Below are 20,030 nucleotides of genomic sequence, written 5' to 3'. Positions count from 1 at the left end.
TTCACTCCTAATAATTTTCTGATAATAACTCAAAATATCCTTGTGGATGTAAGCAAGCTGGACATGCTTTTGGAGCTTCTTCTCCTTCATAAATATATCCACAATTATTACATTTCCATAATACTACTTCGTCTCTCTTAAATACTCTATCATTTTTAATATTATCTGCTAATTTCTTATATCTGATTTCATGACCTTTTTCAACTTTCATTATCTCCCTATAAGCCTTAGCAATAGTTGGATATCCTTCTTCCTCTGCTACTTGTGCAAATTCAGGATATAACTTAGTCCACTCTTCATTTTCTCCCATTGCTGCTGACTCTAGATTTTTCATTGTATCTTCATGAAGTGCTACTGGAAAACTTGCAGTTATCTCTATTTCTTCATCTACATAATCTTCCTTTAAAAATTTATAGAATCTTTTTGCATGTTCCTTTTCTTGCTCTGCAGTTTCCATAAATATTTTTGAAATTTGAACATAACCTGCTTTCTTTGCCGCACTAGAATAATACGTATATCTCATCCTTGCTTGTGATTCTCCTGCAAAAGATTTTAGTAGATTCTCTGCAGTTTTACTACCTCTTAAACTCTTCATAACATCACTTCCTAATATTATTCCCTAATATATATATTTATGTTAGGTTATATATATATTACACCTTTTATAAAAAATATATATGTTTTTCCTTTTTATTTAACAATTTGTTAAATAATACATAATTTACATGAACATAAAGTGGTTTACCATACAGGAAACCCTATATAGTAAACCACTTTATCTAAATAAACTTATTATCCTATAAGTTAGAAGTATTAATTCATTAATGTAAAATACTAGTTATTAAATCAAAAGTGATATTATACTATGATTCATAAATTACTTAAATAAATTCTATTAAATCCTTACCAAGTTTTTTTATTCTCGCTAATGAATAAATATCATAACCTTTATCTTCTAATAACTTACGTCCCGGTTGGAATGACTTTTCAATCACTATTCCAATACCGGCAACTTTTGCACCAGCTTCCTCAACTAATCTTATAGCTCCAAGTGCTGCTTCACCATTAGCTAAAAAATCATCTATAATAAGTATATTATCATCTTCAGAAATATATTTTTTTGATAATGTTAACTGATAATCTAAAGATTTTGTAAAAGAATGAACTGTAGTTTGATATACTTCACCATTTAATATCTTAGAACTTTGTTTTTTTAATGTAACCATAGGTAATTCCATTTGCATTGCTGTCATAACTGTCGGCGCTATTCCTGAACTTTCAATTGTAAAAATCTTAGTTACATTATGCTTTTCAAAATAATTTTTAAATTCTGTACCTATTTCATACATAAGTTTTGCATCTACACCATGATTTAAAAAACTATCTACTTTTAATACATTTTCACTTAATGCTTTTCCTTCATCTAAAATACGTTTTTTTAATAATTCCATACTATGCAATCCCCTCTTCTGTATTTTCTAATATTTCCTCTTTACTCTCTTTTAAAACTAAGTTTAATACTAATGCAACTATTGTTCCTGTTGAAATTCCTGATGCAAATATCATTTGTAACCCCTCTGGTAACTCTGATATAACTTCTGGTCTAAATGTTACTCCTAATCCTAATGCTATAGATGTTGCAATTATTAAAAGATTTCTATCAGTTAATTTTACCCTACTTAATGTTTTAATTCCAGCCGCTGCAACAGTTCCAAACATTACTATTCCTACACCACCAAGTACAGGTTGTGGAATTCCATTAATTAAACCTGCTAGTTTAGGGAATAGTCCTAAAATAACTAAAATTATTCCTGCCATAACTGCTACATACTTACTTGCAACCTTTGTTAAAGAAATTAAGCCTACATTTTGACTAAAAGATGTATTAGAGAAAGATCCCACTGTAGCTCCAATGATGCTACCTACCCCATCAGCTAAAACTCCAGAACCGACTTTCTTTTCATCCATTTCTATATTAGAAGTTTCTCCTATAGCCTTTAAACACCCAACAGTTTCTATTGTTGTCACAAAATATGCTGGTATAAAAGCTAATACTGCCTTCCAATCAAATACTACTCCATATTGAAATATTTTAGGTATTGAAAACCATGATGCTTCCTTAATAGCTGAAAAATCAACCATTCCAAGAGGAATACATATTAAATATCCTATAGTCATACCGATTAAAATAGATGCACTACTTAACATTCCTTTTCCGTAACGATTTAATATTAATGTTATTATCATTACTAACATTGCAATAGATAAATTTCTTAGGCTTCCATAATCAGCTGCTCCACTTCCTCCAGCAGCCCAATCTATTGATACCGGAAGTAATGTTAAACCAATTAAACATACAACAGTTCCAGTAACTATTGGTGGAAATAATTTCATTAATGGTTTTATAAAATAACTTAAAATAATTTCAAAAAATGATCCCAAAATAGTTGCTCCAACTATACCTGCCATACCTAATGTTTGCCCCACTGAAATTGCTGGTGATACAAAAGTAAAATCTGTACCCATAATACAAGCAACTCTTGATCCTACTTTTCCAATTCCTCTTGCTTGTACTATAGTTGCTATACCTGATGCTAAAATAGATGCACTGATTAATGCTGTAGTCATTGCACTATCAAAACCTAGAGTTCCTGCAATTACTAGTGGAACTACAACTATGCCTGAAAATGCAGCAAATATATGTTGAAGTCCAAATAAAATTTTCTTCGGTAATGAAGGATTATCATCTACCTTGTACGTTAAGCCACTATTATTTTCATTCTTCTTAATCATATAAAACTCCTTTTTCTTTTAAATAAAAAACACCTCAATTAATATTGAGGTGTTTTATTTCAAAAGTAATCTTCTTTTGGTAAATAAATGAAATACAACTCCTCGTAGTCTGCACTTTTACGGTTTGCAGGTAGAAACTTTCGATCCATATTATCGATTATATACGAGATTTATTACGTTATATTTCGTATTATATTATGAACATTATTATATTTCAATAAAATTTTATACGATATTTATCAACACATCTGTAATTTTTCTTATGCATAACAAATAACATATATATTTTAAGACGTCTTTTCTTTTGGAACCTTTTGCAATTCTTTTTCTATTAATTCTTCTATATTATCACCACTTAATACTAAAATATCGCCTTCTTCTATAACTGTTGCACCTTTAGGGATTAATACTTCACCTTTGCGTTTTATCATTACTATCAATATTTCTTCTGGTATATTTGAATCCATAATACTTTTATTAATCCATTTATTATCTTTAGTTACATTAAGCTCAATCAACCTAGTACTCATATCTCCTGAATAGTCGTTGAAAGTCTTCAATACTGTTGTAGTATTATCAACTAAATCAAGCTTTCTAGCTATAAACGGTATTAATGTTCCCTGTATCGATACTGAAAATAAAGCTATAAAAAATATTATATGAAAAATGTCATTCTCTATAGATACTCCATAAGTAACAGCATATATTGCAAAAACTATTGATGCAGCACCTCTAAGACCTACCCATGAAATAAATAATTTCTCCTTTATAGAAAAATTAAATGGATGCAGTGTTAAAAATGTGGCCACTGGTCTTGCAATACATAACATAAATAATGATATAGCTATTGATGTTCCAATAACAGTAGGAAATTTTGAAGGAAAAGCTAATAATCCTAAAATAAAGAATAATGCAATTTGCATGATCCATGAGATTCCATCTAAGAAATGAAATACACTTTTTTTATGTGGTATTTTACTATTACCTATTATAATCCCTGCCATATATACACTTAAATATCCGTTTCCACCTAACCATTCACTTAATGCATAAGATAATATAGCTATAGCTATTACAAAAATTGTGTAAAACCCTTTTACCTCAAAATTTGCATTTCTAATAGCATAAACAGCGACTTTAGCCAAAATTGTTCCAACTAATAACCCAAATACAATTTGTTTTATTAACATAGGTACTATGCTTCCTACTCCGCTATTATCCATAAGAGTTAGTATTGTTAATGTAAACATATATGCAATAGGATCATTACTACCACTTTCAACTTCTAATAATGAAGCTAGTGATCCTTTCAAATTTAATTTTTGAGATCTTAATATAGCAAAAACTGATGCTGCATCAGTAGATGCTACTACAGCTCCAACAAGTAATCCCTCTAATAAAGTAGTACCTAATACTAAATCACAAAACAGTCCTGTTAAAACTGCAGTTATTATTACCCCTACTGTAGACATCAATATAGAAGGAACTGCTGAAGGCTTAGCCATATTCCAATTGGTACCAAATCCACCGTAAAACATTATAAGCACTAACGCCATAGAACAAAGTTCACTAGTGAGCTTATAGTTATCAAAATATATCCCTACAATTCCATCGGAACCAAATAACATTCCAAGCACCATAAATATTAATAGCATAGGTACACCAAATTTATATAGTACCTTGCTAGATGTAATGGAAATTAATAAGACTAGTCCGCAAATAATCATTAATTCAACCATATATCACCCTCCCCTTAATTTTCTTTATATTTAAATTATATAAGAAAATTAAGGTTAATGATACTTTTATTAATAAATTAATAAATAATTTTATAAAAATCTACTTTTTGTTATTAATTGTAAAGAATATATATCATTTTATCATTTCTAATCTTCTTATAGTTGTAAATAAAAATAAGGAGTTGCAGCACAAATATTGTGCAACAACTCCTTAATAATCATCTTATAGATGCCAAATATCTTCGTTGTATTGAGCAATTGTTCTATCAGAAGAGAAGAATCCAGCTTTAGCAATATTAATTACTACTTTTCTCATCCATGCATCTCTATCTGAATAATCTTCGAATACTTTATCCTTAGTCTTGATGTAATCTTCAAGATCTAATAAAGTCATGAACCAGTCTTTATTGATTAATTCATTATGAAGTCTTTCTAAGTTTTCTTTGTCACCAACTTTAATCATTTCATCACTTACGATAAAGTCAACTAACTTCTTAATTGCTGGCTTATTGTAGAATTCTTTAGATACATAATCAGCATTCTTGTAATGTTCAATAACTGTTTCACTTGATTCACCGAAGATATAGATGTTTTCATCTCCAACTAATTGATGAATTTCAACGTTAGCTCCATCTTCAGTTCCTAGTGTTAAAGCACCATTTAACATGAACTTCATGTTACCAGTACCAGATGCTTCTTTAGATGCAAGTGAAATTTGTTCTGAAACATCACAAGCAGGAATTAATTTAGAAGCTTTAGTTACATTATAGTTTTCAACCATAACAACATTTAAGTACTTATTAACATCTGGATCATTGTTAATGATTTCTTGTAAGCAAAGGATAGTATGAATTATATCTTGAGCTATGATATAAGCTGGTGCTGCTTTAGCTCCAAAAATCATAGTTATTGGAGTAGCTGGCTTCTTACCACCTTTGATTTCTAAATACTTGTTAATGATGTATAAAACATTCATTTGTTGTCTCTTATACTCATGAAGTCTCTTAATTTGAATATCAAATATAGAATTTTCATTGATATCTAAGTTTTGAGTTTCTTTTAAGTATTTCTTTAAAGCAACTTTATTGTGCTTCTTTATTTCATCAAGTTTAGCTAATACTTCTTTGTTATCAACATATTTTAATAAGTCTTCTAACTTAGTAGCATCTTTCTTAAAGTCATCACCAATAAGTTCAGTGATATAAGAAGCTAATTCATTATTACAATGTAATAACCATCTTCTGAAAGTGATACCATTTGTCTTATTATTGAATTTTTCTGGATAAATATCATAGAATGGTTTTAATTCTTCATCCTTTAATATTTCTGTGTGAAGTGCAGCAACACCATTTACACTGAATCCATAATGGATATCCATATGAGCCATGTGAACTCTGTTTTCTTTATCTATAATATAAACTTTTTCGTCATCATATTTAGCTTTAACTCTGTTATCTAATTCAACGATAATTGGCACAATTTGTGGAGCAACTTTTTCTAAGTACTTAATTGGCCATTTTTCTAATGCTTCAGCTAAAATAGTATGGTTTGTATATGCACAAGTCTTTGTAACTATTTCTATAGCTTCTGACATTCCAATTCCTTTTAATCCTAATAATCTTATTAATTCAGGAATAACCATTGATGGATGTGTATCATTGATTTGAACAACTACATGTTCATGTAATTTGTGTAGATCATATCCATTTTCTTCTGCTTCTAATAAGATTAATTGAGCAGCGTTACTTACCATGAAGTATTGTTGATATACTCTTAATAAGTGACCAGCTTCATCACTATCATCTGGATATAAGAATAATGTTAAGTTTTTAGCTATATCTGTTTTATCAAAGTTTATTCCGTCTTTAACTAATGATTCATCTAAAGTATCAATATCGAATAAACGAAGTTTATTTGATGCTTCATTGTATCCAGTTACATCTATATCATATAAAGTTGATTTTAAAGTAAATCCTCCAAATGGAACTTCAAATTTAATATCTGATTTGTTTAACCAGCTTTCACTTGTAATCCATGGATTCTTAACTGCTGTTTGTTTATTATTTTTAAATACTTGTTGGAATAATCCAAAATGATAATTTAATCCAACACCATCTCCATTTAATCCTAAAGTTGCAATAGAATCTATGAAACATGCTGCTAATCTTCCAAGACCACCATTTCCTAAAGAAGGTTCTAATTCTACTTCTTCAATCTCAGTTAATTCTTTTCCGTTTTTAGCTAATACTTCTTTAACTTCATCATAAAGACCTAAGTTAATTAAGTTGTTAGATAATAGCTTACCAATTAAGAATTCAGCAGAAATATAGTAAAGCTTTTTCTTACCTTTGTTAGTTCCCTTTGCTTTAATATTTGATTTTGTTAATTCTAATAAAGCTAAGTATATTTCTTCATTACTAGCTTCGCTAATTGATTTATTAAATCTTTTTGTTAAAATTTCTTTTAAGTTATTTTCTAACATATACTTTCCCTCACCTTAAATTTATATTTATTATATAACATATAATTTGTTAGTTACGTTATATTGAAATCGCTTCCTCTGAAGACAATTATATTTTATCAAGTTTATCCATATTGTTGTTGTATATTTTTAATATTATTTGTACATTTATAATGCAAGTTTTAGTAATTTATGCTTTATTTTTACTTTTTATACTTTTATAGTTAAATTTAAAAGGTTTTCATTTACATTTTTATGGTACTCTGTAGTATTTATATAATATATTCTTTTATTTGTCACACATGTATTTTATTCATATTAATATCATAAAAAGAGCTTATACAATTCTATAATTGCAAAGCTCTTTTAACAAAATTATATTACTTATTCTTTTCAACAATTTCTTTGTAATCTTTTAAGTCAGTATGTACATCTTTATTAAATGGATTTCTTTTATACTTAAATATTTTATAATAATGATATACAAACACTATTACATTAACTATAAACGATACTAAACTTACAATAAATAAAGCAGTAGTATTATGTGATGATTGTACTGCAAATATAGAGTCTTGTACAAAATTAGGAAAAGACATAGTAAACATCATCCATGCGGCTAAAGTATATGCCCTATGTTGTATCCATGCACCTTTCTTTATAAACAATGCTGGTATTGTACATGATATTAAAAGTGCCGCTCCTGCATAAAAGGAATGATCTGAAACACAATTATATACATATGCAAAATTCCAAATATCATATGCTATAATCCAAAACCATAATTGATCAGGCCATAACATATCTTTATTTTTATCTTTACCAACAAATATACCAAGCCATCCAGATATAGTTAGTATATTCAATATACCCGCAATACCATTTAATATATTCCAAGGTCCACCAACCATCCATACTCCATCAACTATTCCTTCAGCGTATCCAAAGCATTGAAAATCACGTATTACTGCTTCAAGCATATTTATTGCCAATATAATAGCTGGAAACATTAAAATATATCTATTATCTTTCCATCCTTTGATATATCTAATTCCCATAAATCCAAGACACCCTGCCAATGCAGAATATACTTTTACCCAATGGAACCAAGTTCCTGTACTAGAATCCTCTCCAGCTGTTTTAGGCCATACAAAAATAGTTAATATCATAGGCAAAATTACACATAAAAATATAGAAAACCATTTGCTTCTTCGAGCAACTTCATTTATCAACATCAAAATGAAAAGTACTACAAACCACATAATTGCTGAGTACCATGTAATATTATCAAATAGAAACATTATTCCTCCTTAGTATCTCAATTAAGTACCTAATTTCTTCTTTTGTAAACTTTATAAAATTCACTCATAATTTTACTTATCGTGTACTATTTTGTCAATAATGTATTTTATATTTCTATATGTTAAAAAAAGATGATGTTATATATATTCAAAGTATACAATAACACCACCTTTCTTCCCTTATGCCATTGCATCTACCATAGCTATTTTTTGATACTTGTCTACATCACCAAGCATATTTTGTGATGCTGCCTTTATAATCATCTCTTGTACTTCTTCCGGATATGAAAAATTACTAATGCTAAAGCTAGTAATCTCAACTCCTATCTTACACATTTCCATATCTAAATCTTCACATATTCCATTAGATATATGATGTTGCATAAATAGGGAATAATAGATTCTTATATGTTTCATTATAAAATTTGCTATTTATTCTTATATTTCTAGCATGATCATATTCTTTTCTACTCTCTCTACTTGCCATAGAAGACAATTCACTATTCATTTTCTTCTTAGCTTCATCATAACCAGTTTCTAAATCTATTGAATAATTTTCAGATAAATATCCAGATATATAATCTGGCGAATATACTTTTAGCTCTTTAAAATCAAAAGGTTCTATTCCTTTAAAATATCTTTTAATACATCTATATCCCTAGATAACTTATCTTGCATTTTTTCCATTTTATCAATATTATCTTCTTCTAATTCTGTCTTTATTTATAATAGATGCCTCAGTCTCACTTTTTACTGTCCTTAAACTTTCTTCTAACTCTCTAATGTCCTTACTCATATCGTCAATAATTTTCTAACAATAAATCTTTTAACAAAACAGAGCTGCCACACCCTATGTACAACAGCCCTTAAAAAATGATGATTTCCCTCTTTTCACCACTTAGTAAGTATTTAAAGTTTTTCATATATTGTTTTATTAATAATTATATTCCAAACACAGGTTGACTAATATCTCTCTCATAAATTCCTTGTGCACCACGTAAAGCATACATATATCCTAATGCAGATAATATATTTGCAGTATTAATATCATCATTAGGTTGAAGTGAAAAGTTTATCTCTCCATTTTTAAATCTTTTAATTAAAATATCATATTTAGTAAATGCTACATCTGCAAGCATTAATCTTGCCACAATAGCAGCATATATTGATTGTAATGTTGTGATATCAGGATTATATATGTTCGTTATATTAGAATCATATTTACTATAAATAAGTTGTATACCTTCAATTGTTGCAAGGTAGGATAAATAATCTGAATATATAAACATGGTTTGAGCACGAAGTTGCTCATCTAATAACTTTAAGCTTCTTATGTCATTTTCACTAAAGTTATAATAGTTATTTGAATTATAATTCAACTTCAATCCTCCATTAATATCATTTACTTTATAATATATATCTTATTTACTTCTTGTGAGACAAATAAAGCTACAAACCTATTTCAAAGTAAAAAAATGACTCTCGCATTTACAAATTTTCATTTGTTTTACGACAGCCATTTTATAACTTAAAGATTATGCTTTTTTAACAAATTCAGATTTTAAGCTCATAGCTCCAAAACCATCAATTTTACAATCAATATTATGATCTCCATCAACTAAACGAATATTTTTAACTTTCGTTCCTATTTTAATTGGTGATGAACTTCCTTTAACTTTAAGATCTTTTATTACTGTTACAGTATCTCCATCTTTTAATATGTTTCCATTAGCGTCTTTTACTACTAATTCATCTCCATTTTCATTTTCTGAACCAGGTGTCCATTCATATGCACATTCTGGACAAACTAAAAGATTCCCATCTTCATAAGTATATTCTGAATTACATTTTGGGCAATTTGGTAATTGATCCATATTTTCATTTCCTCCTAAAGTTTTCAATTTAATATCGGCTTATATAATATCATAGACTACTAATATTAACAAATTAGAGACTACTATATAAATCTTCTCTTCTATCCTTTTTTATATCAAAACTATTTCTTATATCATCTACTAAAGCAATATCTATATCTCTTATTACAATTTCTTCCTTAGAATTTACTTCATTTAGCACTTTCCCATTGGGAGACACAAATATAGATGCTCCACTATACTCTAAGCCATTTCCAATTCCAACTCTATTAATTCCTAAAACATAACATTGATTCTCTATAGCTCTAGCTCTTAATAAAGTTATCCAATGGTCCTCTCTCTCTTTTGGCCAATTAGCAGCTACAGTTATAACCTGAGCCTTCTTAGAAGCAACTTGAAAAATCTCGGGGAACCTTAAATCATAACAAATAAATGAAGCAAATTTTACATCTTCAATATCACAAATATCTATAGTATTACCTTTATCGTATACCTTATCTTCTCCTGAAAAAGTAAATGGGTGTATCTTAGTATAATTACTCAAAACTTTACCTTTTCTTGATACAATAACAAATTTATTTTTCCCCTTATTTCCTACTTTAATAGCAAATCCTAATCCTATATTTATATTATTCTTTATAGCTATGTCTATAACTTCTTTTACTATTTCATCTTCATTTTTAGCTAATGCATCTAAATTATTAGTAAATCCACTTAAACTCATTTCTGGAAACAGAATTAGAGTTACGTCTTTCTTTTTTCCCTCATATGCAAATTTTTTTATTTTTTCTATGTTTTCCTTAAAATTTTCCCATACTATATCAATTTGTGCTAATGCAATTCTCATCTAATCTCCATACTCCCCCTAATTAAATATTTAAAGATTTCTTTCTATATTGTTTAATATAAGAATTTTTATAAAATGAATACGCTAACTGCAAGCACATGCAACACCATACTACTGGTTCACAAATAATTACTCCAAAATACTTAAGACTTGGTATAAATATAATAACAAATACTATTTTTCCAAAGAACTCTATAATACTTGATACTAAAGGCAATAGCTTTTCCCCTATTCCTTGAAGTGCATTTCTTAAGTTTAACAATATTCCTAGTACAGCATAAAAAGGTGAATTCCATAATAAATATCTTACTCCATTATTGATTACTATATCTTCACTTGATCCTGATAATACCTTCATAAATATTTGTGCAAAGAAAATTAAAATAACAGTGATAATGATGCCCCAAATTACTGATATTATATTTGCATAACGTACAGCTTCCCTTATTCTATATCCTTGATTTGCTCCTTTATTTTGAGAAACAAAAGTTGCAAGACTCATTGATAAAGATGATACAGGTATCATGGCAAAACTATTAAGTTTACGAGCAGCTGTGTGTCCTGCAATAATTAAATATCCTAAATTATTAATAGCTGTTTGCAAAATAACTGTACCCGCAGATACAATCATAAGCATAACTCCCATAGATAGTCCTTGTCCCAATAATTCTTTGTATAATTCCTTATCAAAAACAAAATGTTCTTTCTTTGGTATGAGAATTGGGCATTTTTTGTAAATATATATTATACAAAGTACTGCTGAAATTCCTTGTGCAATAACCGTTGCAACAGCAGCCCCCTTAATTCCCATATCGAACTTAGTAATAAACAATATATCTAACCCAATATTCAATATAGAAGATACTATAAGAAATATTAATGGCATAATACTATTTCCAATAGCTCTTAAAACTCCAGCACAAAGATTATATAAAAACATTACACCAACAAATATACATACTGTAAAAATATATATGTAGGATTCCTCTATAATATTTGAGGGTGTATTTAATAATTCTAACAATGGTAATAAAAATACCTTAGCTATAATCATTATTATAATTGTTATTCCAGCACCTATAACCAAGGAACCAGCTACTGATTTTTTAACTGAATCTTCATCATTTGCACCATAACTTCTTGCTGTAACTATACTAAGTCCATTACCTACTCCTAATGCAAAACCTACTAGTAACTCATATATCGCAGCACATGCACCTATTGCTGCTAAAGATGTGTCTCCCAAATAATTACCCACTATCATTACATCGACAGTATTATATAATTGCTGAAATAAATTCGATATAAAAAGTGGTATTGCAAATATAATTAGAGCTCTTAAAATATTTCCTTTTAACAAATCAACTTCTAGACTCTTCATTCCATCACCTTCCTTTCTTATTTTAGTGCAAAACAAATCTATCTAGGATATTAACTAATTCTATAATTAATATTTGTTTCTTTTATATATAAATTTACATTGTCAATAAATAAATTTCAATTATTTTGTGCAATATATTAATTAATCTTTAATGATACAAAGAACATTCTAACTATTTAAAAATAAACATAAAAATTGTATTTATATTATCTATAAATATATTAAAATATTATAGTTACTTTTGAAATAAATTTATGGAGTGAATAAATTTGAAAATTTCTAAAAAGATAAACTTACAACTTACAGCAATCATCTTAGCATCGATATCATTTATTATAATTATTAATATAGCATTAATAACATATAGCTCTAACAAATTATCAAAATTCATAGGAAACACTTATTATACACAAGTAATATCAACTATTGATAATATGACTAATATTTTAAAAGCTACCGCTGAAAAAATAAGCTATGATGAAAAAATATTAAAGGTGCTGAATGAAAATAGAGATACCTCTATATCCAGTGAGGAAGATATAGAATTAATTAAAAATCAGATTAATTCATTCGAAGAAATAATAAATCCACTTCCATTTATAAAAACTATAAATATAGTAAACTTAAAAGGCGAATATCTATTTTCTCATGGAACTTTATATGAACAAATGGATATAAAAAATCGTCCTTGGTTTTTTGAAAATGAATATTTAAACAATCAAAAAAATTCATTTATTACAGATATCTATAAAAACTTAAATGCAGAACAATATATTATAAGTGTAGTAAAATATATATACTATGAAGATGAACCTTTAGGTGCTGTTATTTTAGATATATTTGTACAAGATTTATTAGAATATATAGACTCTAACTTTTATTTAGGTAAACTTAATTCATATATATATCTAGGTAATTCTCAATACTTATCAAGAGATAATATTATTACCTTAAATAGTATATCTTCTGACAAGTCATTACTTTATACCGCTAAAATTTTAAATGACAAAATAGATATTATTTTTGCTTTTAATAAAAATTTAACATTATATAAACACCAAATGAAAATGGTAAATAAAACCACAACAATTATATTAATTATAGTGGGGATAATATCCTCATTTATCATAGTGAGAATTTTACATTTAGTATTTAAACCAATTATTAACTCGTTAGATAAACTTAAAATATTACTTAGAAATTTAGAAGAAAACAATTTTGATTTAGAAGTAGATAATGAATTTGAACAATTAGAATTCATCTCTGAGTCTTTAGGTAAATCTGTTGATAATAAAATACATTCTTTAATTTATCATGATGAGCTTACATCTTTACCAAATAGAAAAATGTTATTAAATACAGGAACTTCTTTAATAAAAAACAAGAAATCATTTGCATTACTATTTATTGATTTAAATAACTTTAAATATGTAAATGATTCATTTGGACATAATGCAGGAGATCAATTACTCATCAACTTTAGTAATTCCTTAAAAAATATTTTTAAAAATAAAGGAATTGTAACTAGATATTCTGGTGATGAGTTTGTTGTTATTTATGATAATTACATTGATGATAAAGAATTACTTAACTTTTACAATACAATTGTTTTACCTGAATTTTTAAAACCGATATCTTTTAATAATACTAATATAGTAGTAGAATTTTCAGCTGGTGCTTCTATATATCCTCGCGATGGTGAAACTTTTGATCAATTAATACAGAAAAGTGATTTCATGATGTATAGTAATAAGAAAAATTCTGATAGCAATGAATTATTACTTTTTGATAATGATACCTATAATAAAATCAAAAGGATAGAAGATATAAAATTTCAATTAAAAAATGCTCTAGATAGAGATGAGTTTTCAATAAATTATCAACCTATTGTAAATAGATTAAAAAAAATTGAAAAAGTAGAAGCTCTTATCCGATGGAACAATGGAAAACTTGGTTTTATTCCTCCTATAGATTTTATTAATTGTGCAGAAGAAATTGGTGAAATCGTTCCTATAGGATATTGGATAATTGAAAAGGTATGTAAAGACTTTGAGGATCTTTATAAAGATAATATTTCTCTTCAAATTAGTATAAATATTTCACCAACTCAATTAATTGATATTAACTTTGTTAATAATGTAGAAAAAATAATTGATAAATATAATATACAATTTAGTAATTTATGTTTTGAAATAACTGAATCAATTATTTTAGATGAGAATAGCACAGTATATGATAATATACACCTATTGCATAAGCGCGGAGCACAAATTGCACTAGATGATTTTGGTACTGGCTATGCATCTTTTAACTACTTGAGAAAATATAAGTTAGATATATTAAAAATCGATAAAATTTTCATTGATATGGCGGAAGAAAACTCTTTTAGCATTATTGAAAATATAAAAAATATATCACACTTATTAGATATGGAAGTAGTAATTGAAGGAGTTGAAACATTAGAACAATTTAATAAACTAACTAAAATAAATTGCGATTATTTTCAAGGTTATTACTTCTCAAAACCACTTACTTTTAATGAATTGAAAAAACTGTTATTTTAGATTCTACAGAACATAAAATAGCCTAGGGTTTTACTTTGATCCTAGGCTATTATTAGGTAAAAATATAGAAAAAATTGTTCCTTCTTTAGATTTAACTTTAATATATCCCCCATGTTTAGACACTATTTCTCTCGTCAAATATAATCCTATTCCTATTCCTTCTATATCCCCAACATCTTTTCCTCTATAAAATCTCGCAAATATTTTAGGAAGTTCTTCTTCTTTTATTCCTATACCATTATCTTCAATATCAATTCTTACAAATATCTCATAACTTTGTATTGTAACCTTTATTTTTCCATTAATATCTGTATACTTTACGGCATTTTCTAATATATTAAATACTCCTTCACATATCCAATTCTTATCATAAGTGATTTTAACTTTATCAATTTCCTGAAATTCAATTGATATATTTTTTTGATTAGCCTTTTTTTGAATTTGTCCAATAGCAGTTAATACAGTATCTGATAAATAATTAATATGTTTATTTAATTGAATTACTCCACCTTCTAATCTAGACATCTTAATCATACTTTCAATTAAAAAACTTAATCTATCTAATGATAATAATATTACATTAGTGAATTCTTTTCTTTCTTCTTCAGTTAAATCTTCTTCTTGTAAGAACTCTCCATACATCTTTAAATTTGTTAATGGAATCTTTAGTTGATGTGCTATATCAGAAATTAATACTTTAATATCATTTTTTTCATCTTCAATTTGCTTCTTCTGATTTTTTAATATACCTGTAAGCTTAATTGTTTGATGCTGTAACTTGGAAAATAAATCATCTTCTATTGTAGAAAATACTTTCTCATCTTTCATATTTATAATAGTAGTTAACATATCTGATAATTGTACAAATATATCTTCCAGGTAGTTCTTATATAATTTTTCACGAATAAAAAATAACATTATTATCACCATTGAACATAATAATACTATTATAATTACACTGATGTCCTTAACAATAAAATATACTGATATATTCATCATTAAAATAATTAATATATAAATAATTTTTAATATACTATTCTTCTTATCAAAACTATACTTCATAAATTATTCTCCAAAAGTATATCCAATACCGAATACATTTATTATATATTCTGGCCTTCTAGAATCTTTTTCTACCTTTTTTCTAAGTCTTCGAATATTAACGCTTAAAGTATTTTCATCAACAAAATTTCCATTATTATCCCATATCTTTTCTAAAAGCATTTCTTTTGTAACAACTATACCTTTATTTTTTGCTAAAAGCTCTAACAACTTATACTCTGTAGCAGTTAAATTGATTTCTTTATCAGCTACTAATACTGCCATTCTATCAAAATCTATCTTTAGTTCCTTATACTTAAATATATTCTTTAATTCCATATCATTTCTTCTAATCATAGCATTAATCTTATGCTTCAATATTTCTACTGAAAAAGGTTTAGCTATATAATCATCACAGCCAATTTCAAAACCCTTTATCATATCTTCTTCTGTATCATTAGCTGTAAAAAATACTATTGGAAAATCTACTTTATCTCTTATTTCCTTACAAAGCTCTACACCATTTCCATCTGGTAAATTTATATCTAAAAGCAACAAGTCTATTTTATTATTTAAAATTTCTTGCATTCCATCTTTCTTTGAATAAGCATAAATAACATTATGTCCATCCTTCTTTAAAGCAAAAGTTACACCCCTATTTAAAACTCTATCATCTTCAATTATTAATATATTTGACATGTATACACCTCTTTACCTTATTATACCAAAAGAGAAGCTCTCGCCTACAAATTTTAATTTGTTATTGCAACAGCCTCTCTTCATGAATCTATTCTTCTCTAATTCTATCAGTAACACTATTTTTTGATAATAATTTAAAAACAATAGTAGGTGTAACTAAACATACTAAAAATATAAAGATTAATAATAGAGCTAATGGTACTATTGGAAAAGCAAATGCTGCATAATCTGCAATTTCTTTTGTAAGCTTATATACACCATAAATAATTGCCATTCCTATAGTTGATATAAACAATGTAGTAATAACAGCATAATATAATCCTTCAAATGTTAACATCTTTTTAATTTGCTTTTTAGTCATTCCTATACTTTCCATAATAGCAAGTTCTTTAACTCTAGTATTTACTCCTGTTATCATTACATTAACAAAGTTTAAAATTCCTATAAATATAAGAATAATTGAAATTCCGCTACCTAAAATATTCATAACTATTTGTGAATTATTAAAACCCTTTGTTTCCTCAACCTTAGATTCAAAATCTACACCACACTTATTAGATAAATTCTTTAGCTTATTACTTATAATACTTTCATACTTTTCATCAACATTTATATACAATGTATAATTTATACAATTAGAATCTAATTTTTCTAATGCAGAATTACTTACATAAATCGTTGGTAGTGTCAGTTCTGCTGGAAGTCCCGATGGTAACACATTTTCATTATCATTTACTACTTTAACTTCAGCATTTAATGAATCATTAGTATCAACATTTTTTATTGTTAAGTTACCTTTTATATTTTTATAATTCTCACCATAACTCCATGAGTCCAACAAAATTAATTTTCCACTTTTAAAAGCTGCTATATCTATTTTTTCTTTAGAATCTTCATTAAAACTCGTTATAAGCTCATCATCTATTCCAATAACTGCCGTAGATAACTTACTTGGATCTTCTTCTATTGATTTTAAAATTTCATTTATATCTTCAGGTGTACTTCCAAATCTTTTATACACTTCTTTTATTGCTGGCAATAATACATCTTCATTCATTTCTAATTGTAAATAACTTGATTTTGATGTATTTACTGTTTTTATCCCTTTAATATATTTTATTTTATTAATAATAGCTTCATCAATTTTATCTCCTTCCCCACTTTCGTTTGTCAATATAAAATCATTCTTCACATACTTCTCTATATAATTTTCTACACTAATACTATTTAAAAATGTATTAACACTTAGAAACGTTATAATCCCCATAAATAATGATAGAAATACTAATATTGCTCTTTTCTTTTCTCTAAAAACATTATACCAAGCCATTTTATATAACTTTCCACCATTAGTAGACTTTCTATTTTTCTTTTGTTTCTTAGTTTTGCTTCCTGTATAACGTAATGCTTCTGTAGGAGAAATACTTGATGCTATTTTAGCCGGTTTTCTGCAACTTAATAATACTGTTAATAAAGAAAATAATGTTGTTGCTATAAATATTACTGGATTAAATGACACAACACTTGGCATTGCTGCTGAATAATTTCCTGAATTCATTGCATCTAAAACTACTGGAACTATAACAAAAGATACTATTGCTCCAAGTGCTAACCCTACAGGAATTCCAATAATAGAAATTCTAATAGCTTGTCCTTTTACTATTTTTTTAATTTGTCTTGGAGATGTTCCTATGGTCTTAAGTAATCCATAAAAATTAATATCTTTAGTTACTGCTATATATAAAACATTATAAATTAGTAAATATCCACTAAGAACAATAAATAAAGCAATTATTGATATTAATACTATAGTTATCATCATAGTTTCTGTTGTATCATTAGTTATATCATAGTTAAAATTAAACTTTTGATTATCCTTAAGAGAAACTTCCTTATTTAACACATCTGATGCTGTATTTTTATATTTATTCTTTATTGTGATAAATAAAGTCCCATTTTTCTCTAATGATAAATTATTCGTATGTACAAATTTCTCTGAAACTAATAAATATCCTGCATCTTCTATAATGCCATATGTAGTATAATACCCACTTAATACAAATTCATTATTTACAACTTCTCCATTTATATTACAAGGTACTTTTATCTTATCGCCTATCTTTGCGTTACCTTTTCCTAAGAATTTTAATGCCTTTTTAGATGCCATAACCTCATTTTCTTTTTCTGGGTACTTTCCTTCAATATCGCTAATACAAGGTTTCATTTGCTTTTCATAATCTTCTTCATCACTATATCTTATTAATATACTTGTTTTATTTTTTGTTAAACTATCTAAAACAACTTTTCCTACATTAATTTCATAACCGATACTATCATGTAACTTTAAAGATTTAATTTTATTAATTTGTGATTCTGTCGGCTTTTCAAGAAATGTTGTTGCTTTATTCCCTTGTAATCTTAAATTCATAGTCTTATAGTTTTTTAGAAAACTTATTCCAATACTAAACACAGAGGAAATCATAAATGTTGTTAATACTATAGCTAAAATAGTAAATATATTTCTTACTTTATTTGATTTTAATGATCTTTTAGTTATTCTTTTAATAACCTCTTTATTATTATTTTCAAACTTCATTATTGATCACCCCTAGTAAATATCTTTCCATCCTCAATTCTTATAATTCTATCTGACATTTGAGCTATTTCTTCACTATGGGTGATCATTACTATAGTTTGATTAAATTTTTTACTTGTTACTTTTAATAAACCTATAACATCCATACTAGTTTTACTATCAAGATTTCCTGTTGGTTCATCAGCTAAAATAATTGCTGGTTTTGTTGCTAATGCTCTTGCAATAGCGACCCTCTGTTGTTGACCTCCTGAAAGATTATTGGGCATATTATTAAGCTTTTTACTTAACCCTAATGTATCAATTATAGTATCAATATATTCCTTATCTATTTTTACCCCATCTAATTCTATTGGTAATACGATATTTTCATAAACATTTAATATAGGAACTAAATTATAGTTTTGAAATATAAACCCTATATTTCTTCTTCTGAACACTGTTAATTCTTCATCTTTCATATTGCCTATTTTATTGCCAGAAATGGTGATTTCTCCACTAGTAGGTTTATCTAATCCTCCTAACATATTTAACAATGTAGATTTACCACTACCAGATGTACCTATTATTGAAACAAATTCTCCTTCATTTATTTCAACACTTACATTATCTAAAGCTTTTACTATATTAGGTTCTTCACCATATATCTTCACTAAATTTTTAGTTTTTAAAATACTCATTTTTTATCACCTCATCATCTACTATGATTTATATTTTACATGTAACTTCTTACAATC

At 26.9% G+C, this 20,030-nt stretch carries 16 protein-coding genes and 1 riboswitch; of the genes, 1 reads left to right on the top strand and 15 read right to left on the bottom strand.

What is annotated here, in order from left to right:
* Positions 1 to 7 precede the first annotated feature (7 nt).
* The 11 genes from rbr to CM240_RS01980 all read right to left on the bottom strand — a co-directional run bounded on the left by rbr (position 8) and on the right by CM240_RS01980 (position 12,396).
* The gene (gene rbr, locus CM240_RS02030) at positions 8 to 595 is read right to left on the bottom strand and encodes a rubrerythrin (protein WP_044036036.1); all 588 of its coding nucleotides are present in this window, start codon (positions 593 to 595) and stop codon (positions 8 to 10) included.
* A 286-nt stretch (positions 596 to 881) separates the two neighbouring features.
* The gene (locus tag CM240_RS02025; protein ID WP_044036034.1) at positions 882 to 1,451 is read right to left on the bottom strand and encodes a xanthine phosphoribosyltransferase; all 570 of its coding nucleotides are present in this window, start codon (positions 1,449 to 1,451) and stop codon (positions 882 to 884) included.
* A 1-nt stretch (position 1,452) separates the two neighbouring features.
* On the bottom strand, positions 1,453 to 2,793 hold the full coding sequence (locus CM240_RS02020; RefSeq protein ID WP_044036033.1) for a uracil-xanthine permease family protein: 1,341 nt from the start codon (positions 2,791 to 2,793) through the stop codon (positions 1,453 to 1,455).
* A gap of 85 nt (positions 2,794 to 2,878) precedes the next feature.
* A riboswitch (purine riboswitch) is annotated at positions 2,879 to 2,980 on the bottom strand.
* Positions 2,981 to 3,080: 100 nt separating this feature from the next.
* Complete coding sequence (locus CM240_RS02015) at positions 3,081 to 4,532, bottom strand: potassium/proton antiporter (RefSeq protein ID WP_051483637.1); 1,452 nt, start codon at positions 4,530 to 4,532, stop codon at positions 3,081 to 3,083.
* Between the two features lie 223 nt (positions 4,533 to 4,755).
* Entirely contained in the window at positions 4,756 to 7,014 is a 2,259-nt protein-coding gene (locus CM240_RS02010; RefSeq protein WP_044036032.1) for a glycogen/starch/alpha-glucan phosphorylase, read from the bottom strand.
* 359 nt (positions 7,015 to 7,373) lie between these two features.
* Positions 7,374 to 8,294: a DUF5692 family protein gene (locus tag CM240_RS02005; protein ID WP_044036030.1), complete on the bottom strand. Its 921-nt coding sequence runs from the start codon at positions 8,292 to 8,294 to the stop codon at positions 7,374 to 7,376.
* Between the two features lie 180 nt (positions 8,295 to 8,474).
* Positions 8,475 to 8,711, bottom strand: a complete 237-nt coding sequence (locus tag CM240_RS02000; protein ID WP_156930497.1) for an SPFH domain-containing protein — start codon at positions 8,709 to 8,711, stop codon at positions 8,475 to 8,477.
* Between the two features lie 524 nt (positions 8,712 to 9,235).
* Positions 9,236 to 9,673: a hypothetical protein gene (locus CM240_RS01995; RefSeq protein ID WP_051483636.1), complete on the bottom strand. Its 438-nt coding sequence runs from the start codon at positions 9,671 to 9,673 to the stop codon at positions 9,236 to 9,238.
* A 156-nt stretch (positions 9,674 to 9,829) separates the two neighbouring features.
* A complete protein-coding gene (locus CM240_RS01990) occupies positions 9,830 to 10,168 on the bottom strand; it encodes a zinc ribbon domain-containing protein YjdM (protein ID WP_044036025.1) in 339 nt (112 codons plus the stop codon).
* Positions 10,169 to 10,241: 73 nt separating this feature from the next.
* Positions 10,242 to 11,015, bottom strand: a complete 774-nt coding sequence (locus CM240_RS01985) for a carbon-nitrogen family hydrolase (RefSeq protein ID WP_044036024.1) — start codon at positions 11,013 to 11,015, stop codon at positions 10,242 to 10,244.
* 22 nt (positions 11,016 to 11,037) lie between these two features.
* Positions 11,038 to 12,396: an MATE family efflux transporter gene (locus CM240_RS01980; protein WP_044036023.1), complete on the bottom strand. Its 1,359-nt coding sequence runs from the start codon at positions 12,394 to 12,396 to the stop codon at positions 11,038 to 11,040.
* Positions 12,397 to 12,665: 269 nt separating this feature from the next.
* Between CM240_RS01980 and CM240_RS01975 the strand changes: the two genes are divergently transcribed.
* Positions 12,666 to 14,960, top strand: a complete 2,295-nt coding sequence (locus CM240_RS01975) for a bifunctional diguanylate cyclase/phosphodiesterase (protein WP_044036022.1) — start codon at positions 12,666 to 12,668, stop codon at positions 14,958 to 14,960.
* Positions 14,961 to 14,990: 30 nt separating this feature from the next.
* Here the strand turns inward: CM240_RS01975 and CM240_RS01970 are convergent, their stop codons facing one another.
* The 4 genes from CM240_RS01970 to CM240_RS01955 form a co-directional block, all read right to left on the bottom strand.
* Positions 14,991 to 16,022, bottom strand: a complete 1,032-nt coding sequence (locus tag CM240_RS01970) for a sensor histidine kinase (RefSeq protein WP_044036020.1) — start codon at positions 16,020 to 16,022, stop codon at positions 14,991 to 14,993.
* A 3-nt stretch (positions 16,023 to 16,025) separates the two neighbouring features.
* Complete coding sequence (locus CM240_RS01965) at positions 16,026 to 16,700, bottom strand: response regulator transcription factor (RefSeq protein ID WP_044036015.1); 675 nt, start codon at positions 16,698 to 16,700, stop codon at positions 16,026 to 16,028.
* Between the two features lie 88 nt (positions 16,701 to 16,788).
* Positions 16,789 to 19,296, bottom strand: coding sequence for an ABC transporter permease (locus tag CM240_RS01960; RefSeq protein WP_044036013.1), 2,508 nt, complete (start codon positions 19,294 to 19,296; stop codon positions 16,789 to 16,791).
* Positions 19,296 to 19,973: an ABC transporter ATP-binding protein gene (locus CM240_RS01955; protein WP_044036008.1), complete on the bottom strand. Its 678-nt coding sequence runs from the start codon at positions 19,971 to 19,973 to the stop codon at positions 19,296 to 19,298. Before CM240_RS01955 ends, CM240_RS01960 begins: the two co-directional genes overlap by 1 nt.
* Positions 19,974 to 20,030 lie beyond the last annotated feature (57 nt).

The sequence above is a fragment of the Clostridium bornimense genome, from assembly GCF_000577895.1.
Classification (GTDB): Bacteria; Bacillota; Clostridia; order Clostridiales; family Clostridiaceae; genus Clostridium_AN; species Clostridium_AN bornimense.
Note: the sequence above shows the minus strand (reverse complement) of the source record. Positions and strands in the feature narration are given on the sequence as shown.

Excerpts from the sequence above, each read along its gene's own strand:
- rbr (WP_044036036.1), bottom strand. The coding sequence starts at position 595 with ATGAAGAGTTTAAGAGGTAGTAAAACTGCAGAGAATCTACTAAAATCT.
- CM240_RS02025 (WP_044036034.1), bottom strand. The coding sequence starts at position 1,451 with ATGGAATTATTAAAAAAACGTATTTTAGATGAAGGAAAAGCATTAAGT.
- CM240_RS02020 (WP_044036033.1), bottom strand. The coding sequence starts at position 2,793 with ATGATTAAGAAGAATGAAAATAATAGTGGCTTAACGTACAAGGTAGAT.
- CM240_RS02015 (WP_051483637.1), bottom strand. The coding sequence starts at position 4,532 with ATGGTTGAATTAATGATTATTTGCGGACTAGTCTTATTAATTTCCATT.
- CM240_RS02010 (WP_044036032.1), bottom strand. The coding sequence starts at position 7,014 with ATGTTAGAAAATAACTTAAAAGAAATTTTAACAAAAAGATTTAATAAA.
- CM240_RS02005 (WP_044036030.1), bottom strand. The coding sequence starts at position 8,294 with ATGTTTCTATTTGATAATATTACATGGTACTCAGCAATTATGTGGTTT.
- CM240_RS02000 (WP_156930497.1), bottom strand. The coding sequence starts at position 8,711 with ATGAAACATATAAGAATCTATTATTCCCTATTTATGCAACATCATATA.
- CM240_RS01990 (WP_044036025.1), bottom strand. The coding sequence starts at position 10,168 with ATGGATCAATTACCAAATTGCCCAAAATGTAATTCAGAATATACTTAT.
- CM240_RS01985 (WP_044036024.1), bottom strand. The coding sequence starts at position 11,015 with ATGAGAATTGCATTAGCACAAATTGATATAGTATGGGAAAATTTTAAG.
- CM240_RS01980 (WP_044036023.1), bottom strand. The coding sequence starts at position 12,396 with ATGAAGAGTCTAGAAGTTGATTTGTTAAAAGGAAATATTTTAAGAGCT.
- CM240_RS01970 (WP_044036020.1), bottom strand. The coding sequence starts at position 16,022 with ATGAAGTATAGTTTTGATAAGAAGAATAGTATATTAAAAATTATTTAT.
- CM240_RS01965 (WP_044036015.1), bottom strand. The coding sequence starts at position 16,700 with ATGTCAAATATATTAATAATTGAAGATGATAGAGTTTTAAATAGGGGT.
- CM240_RS01960 (WP_044036013.1), bottom strand. The coding sequence starts at position 19,296 with ATGAAGTTTGAAAATAATAATAAAGAGGTTATTAAAAGAATAACTAAA.
- CM240_RS01955 (WP_044036008.1), bottom strand. The coding sequence starts at position 19,973 with ATGAGTATTTTAAAAACTAAAAATTTAGTGAAGATATATGGTGAAGAA.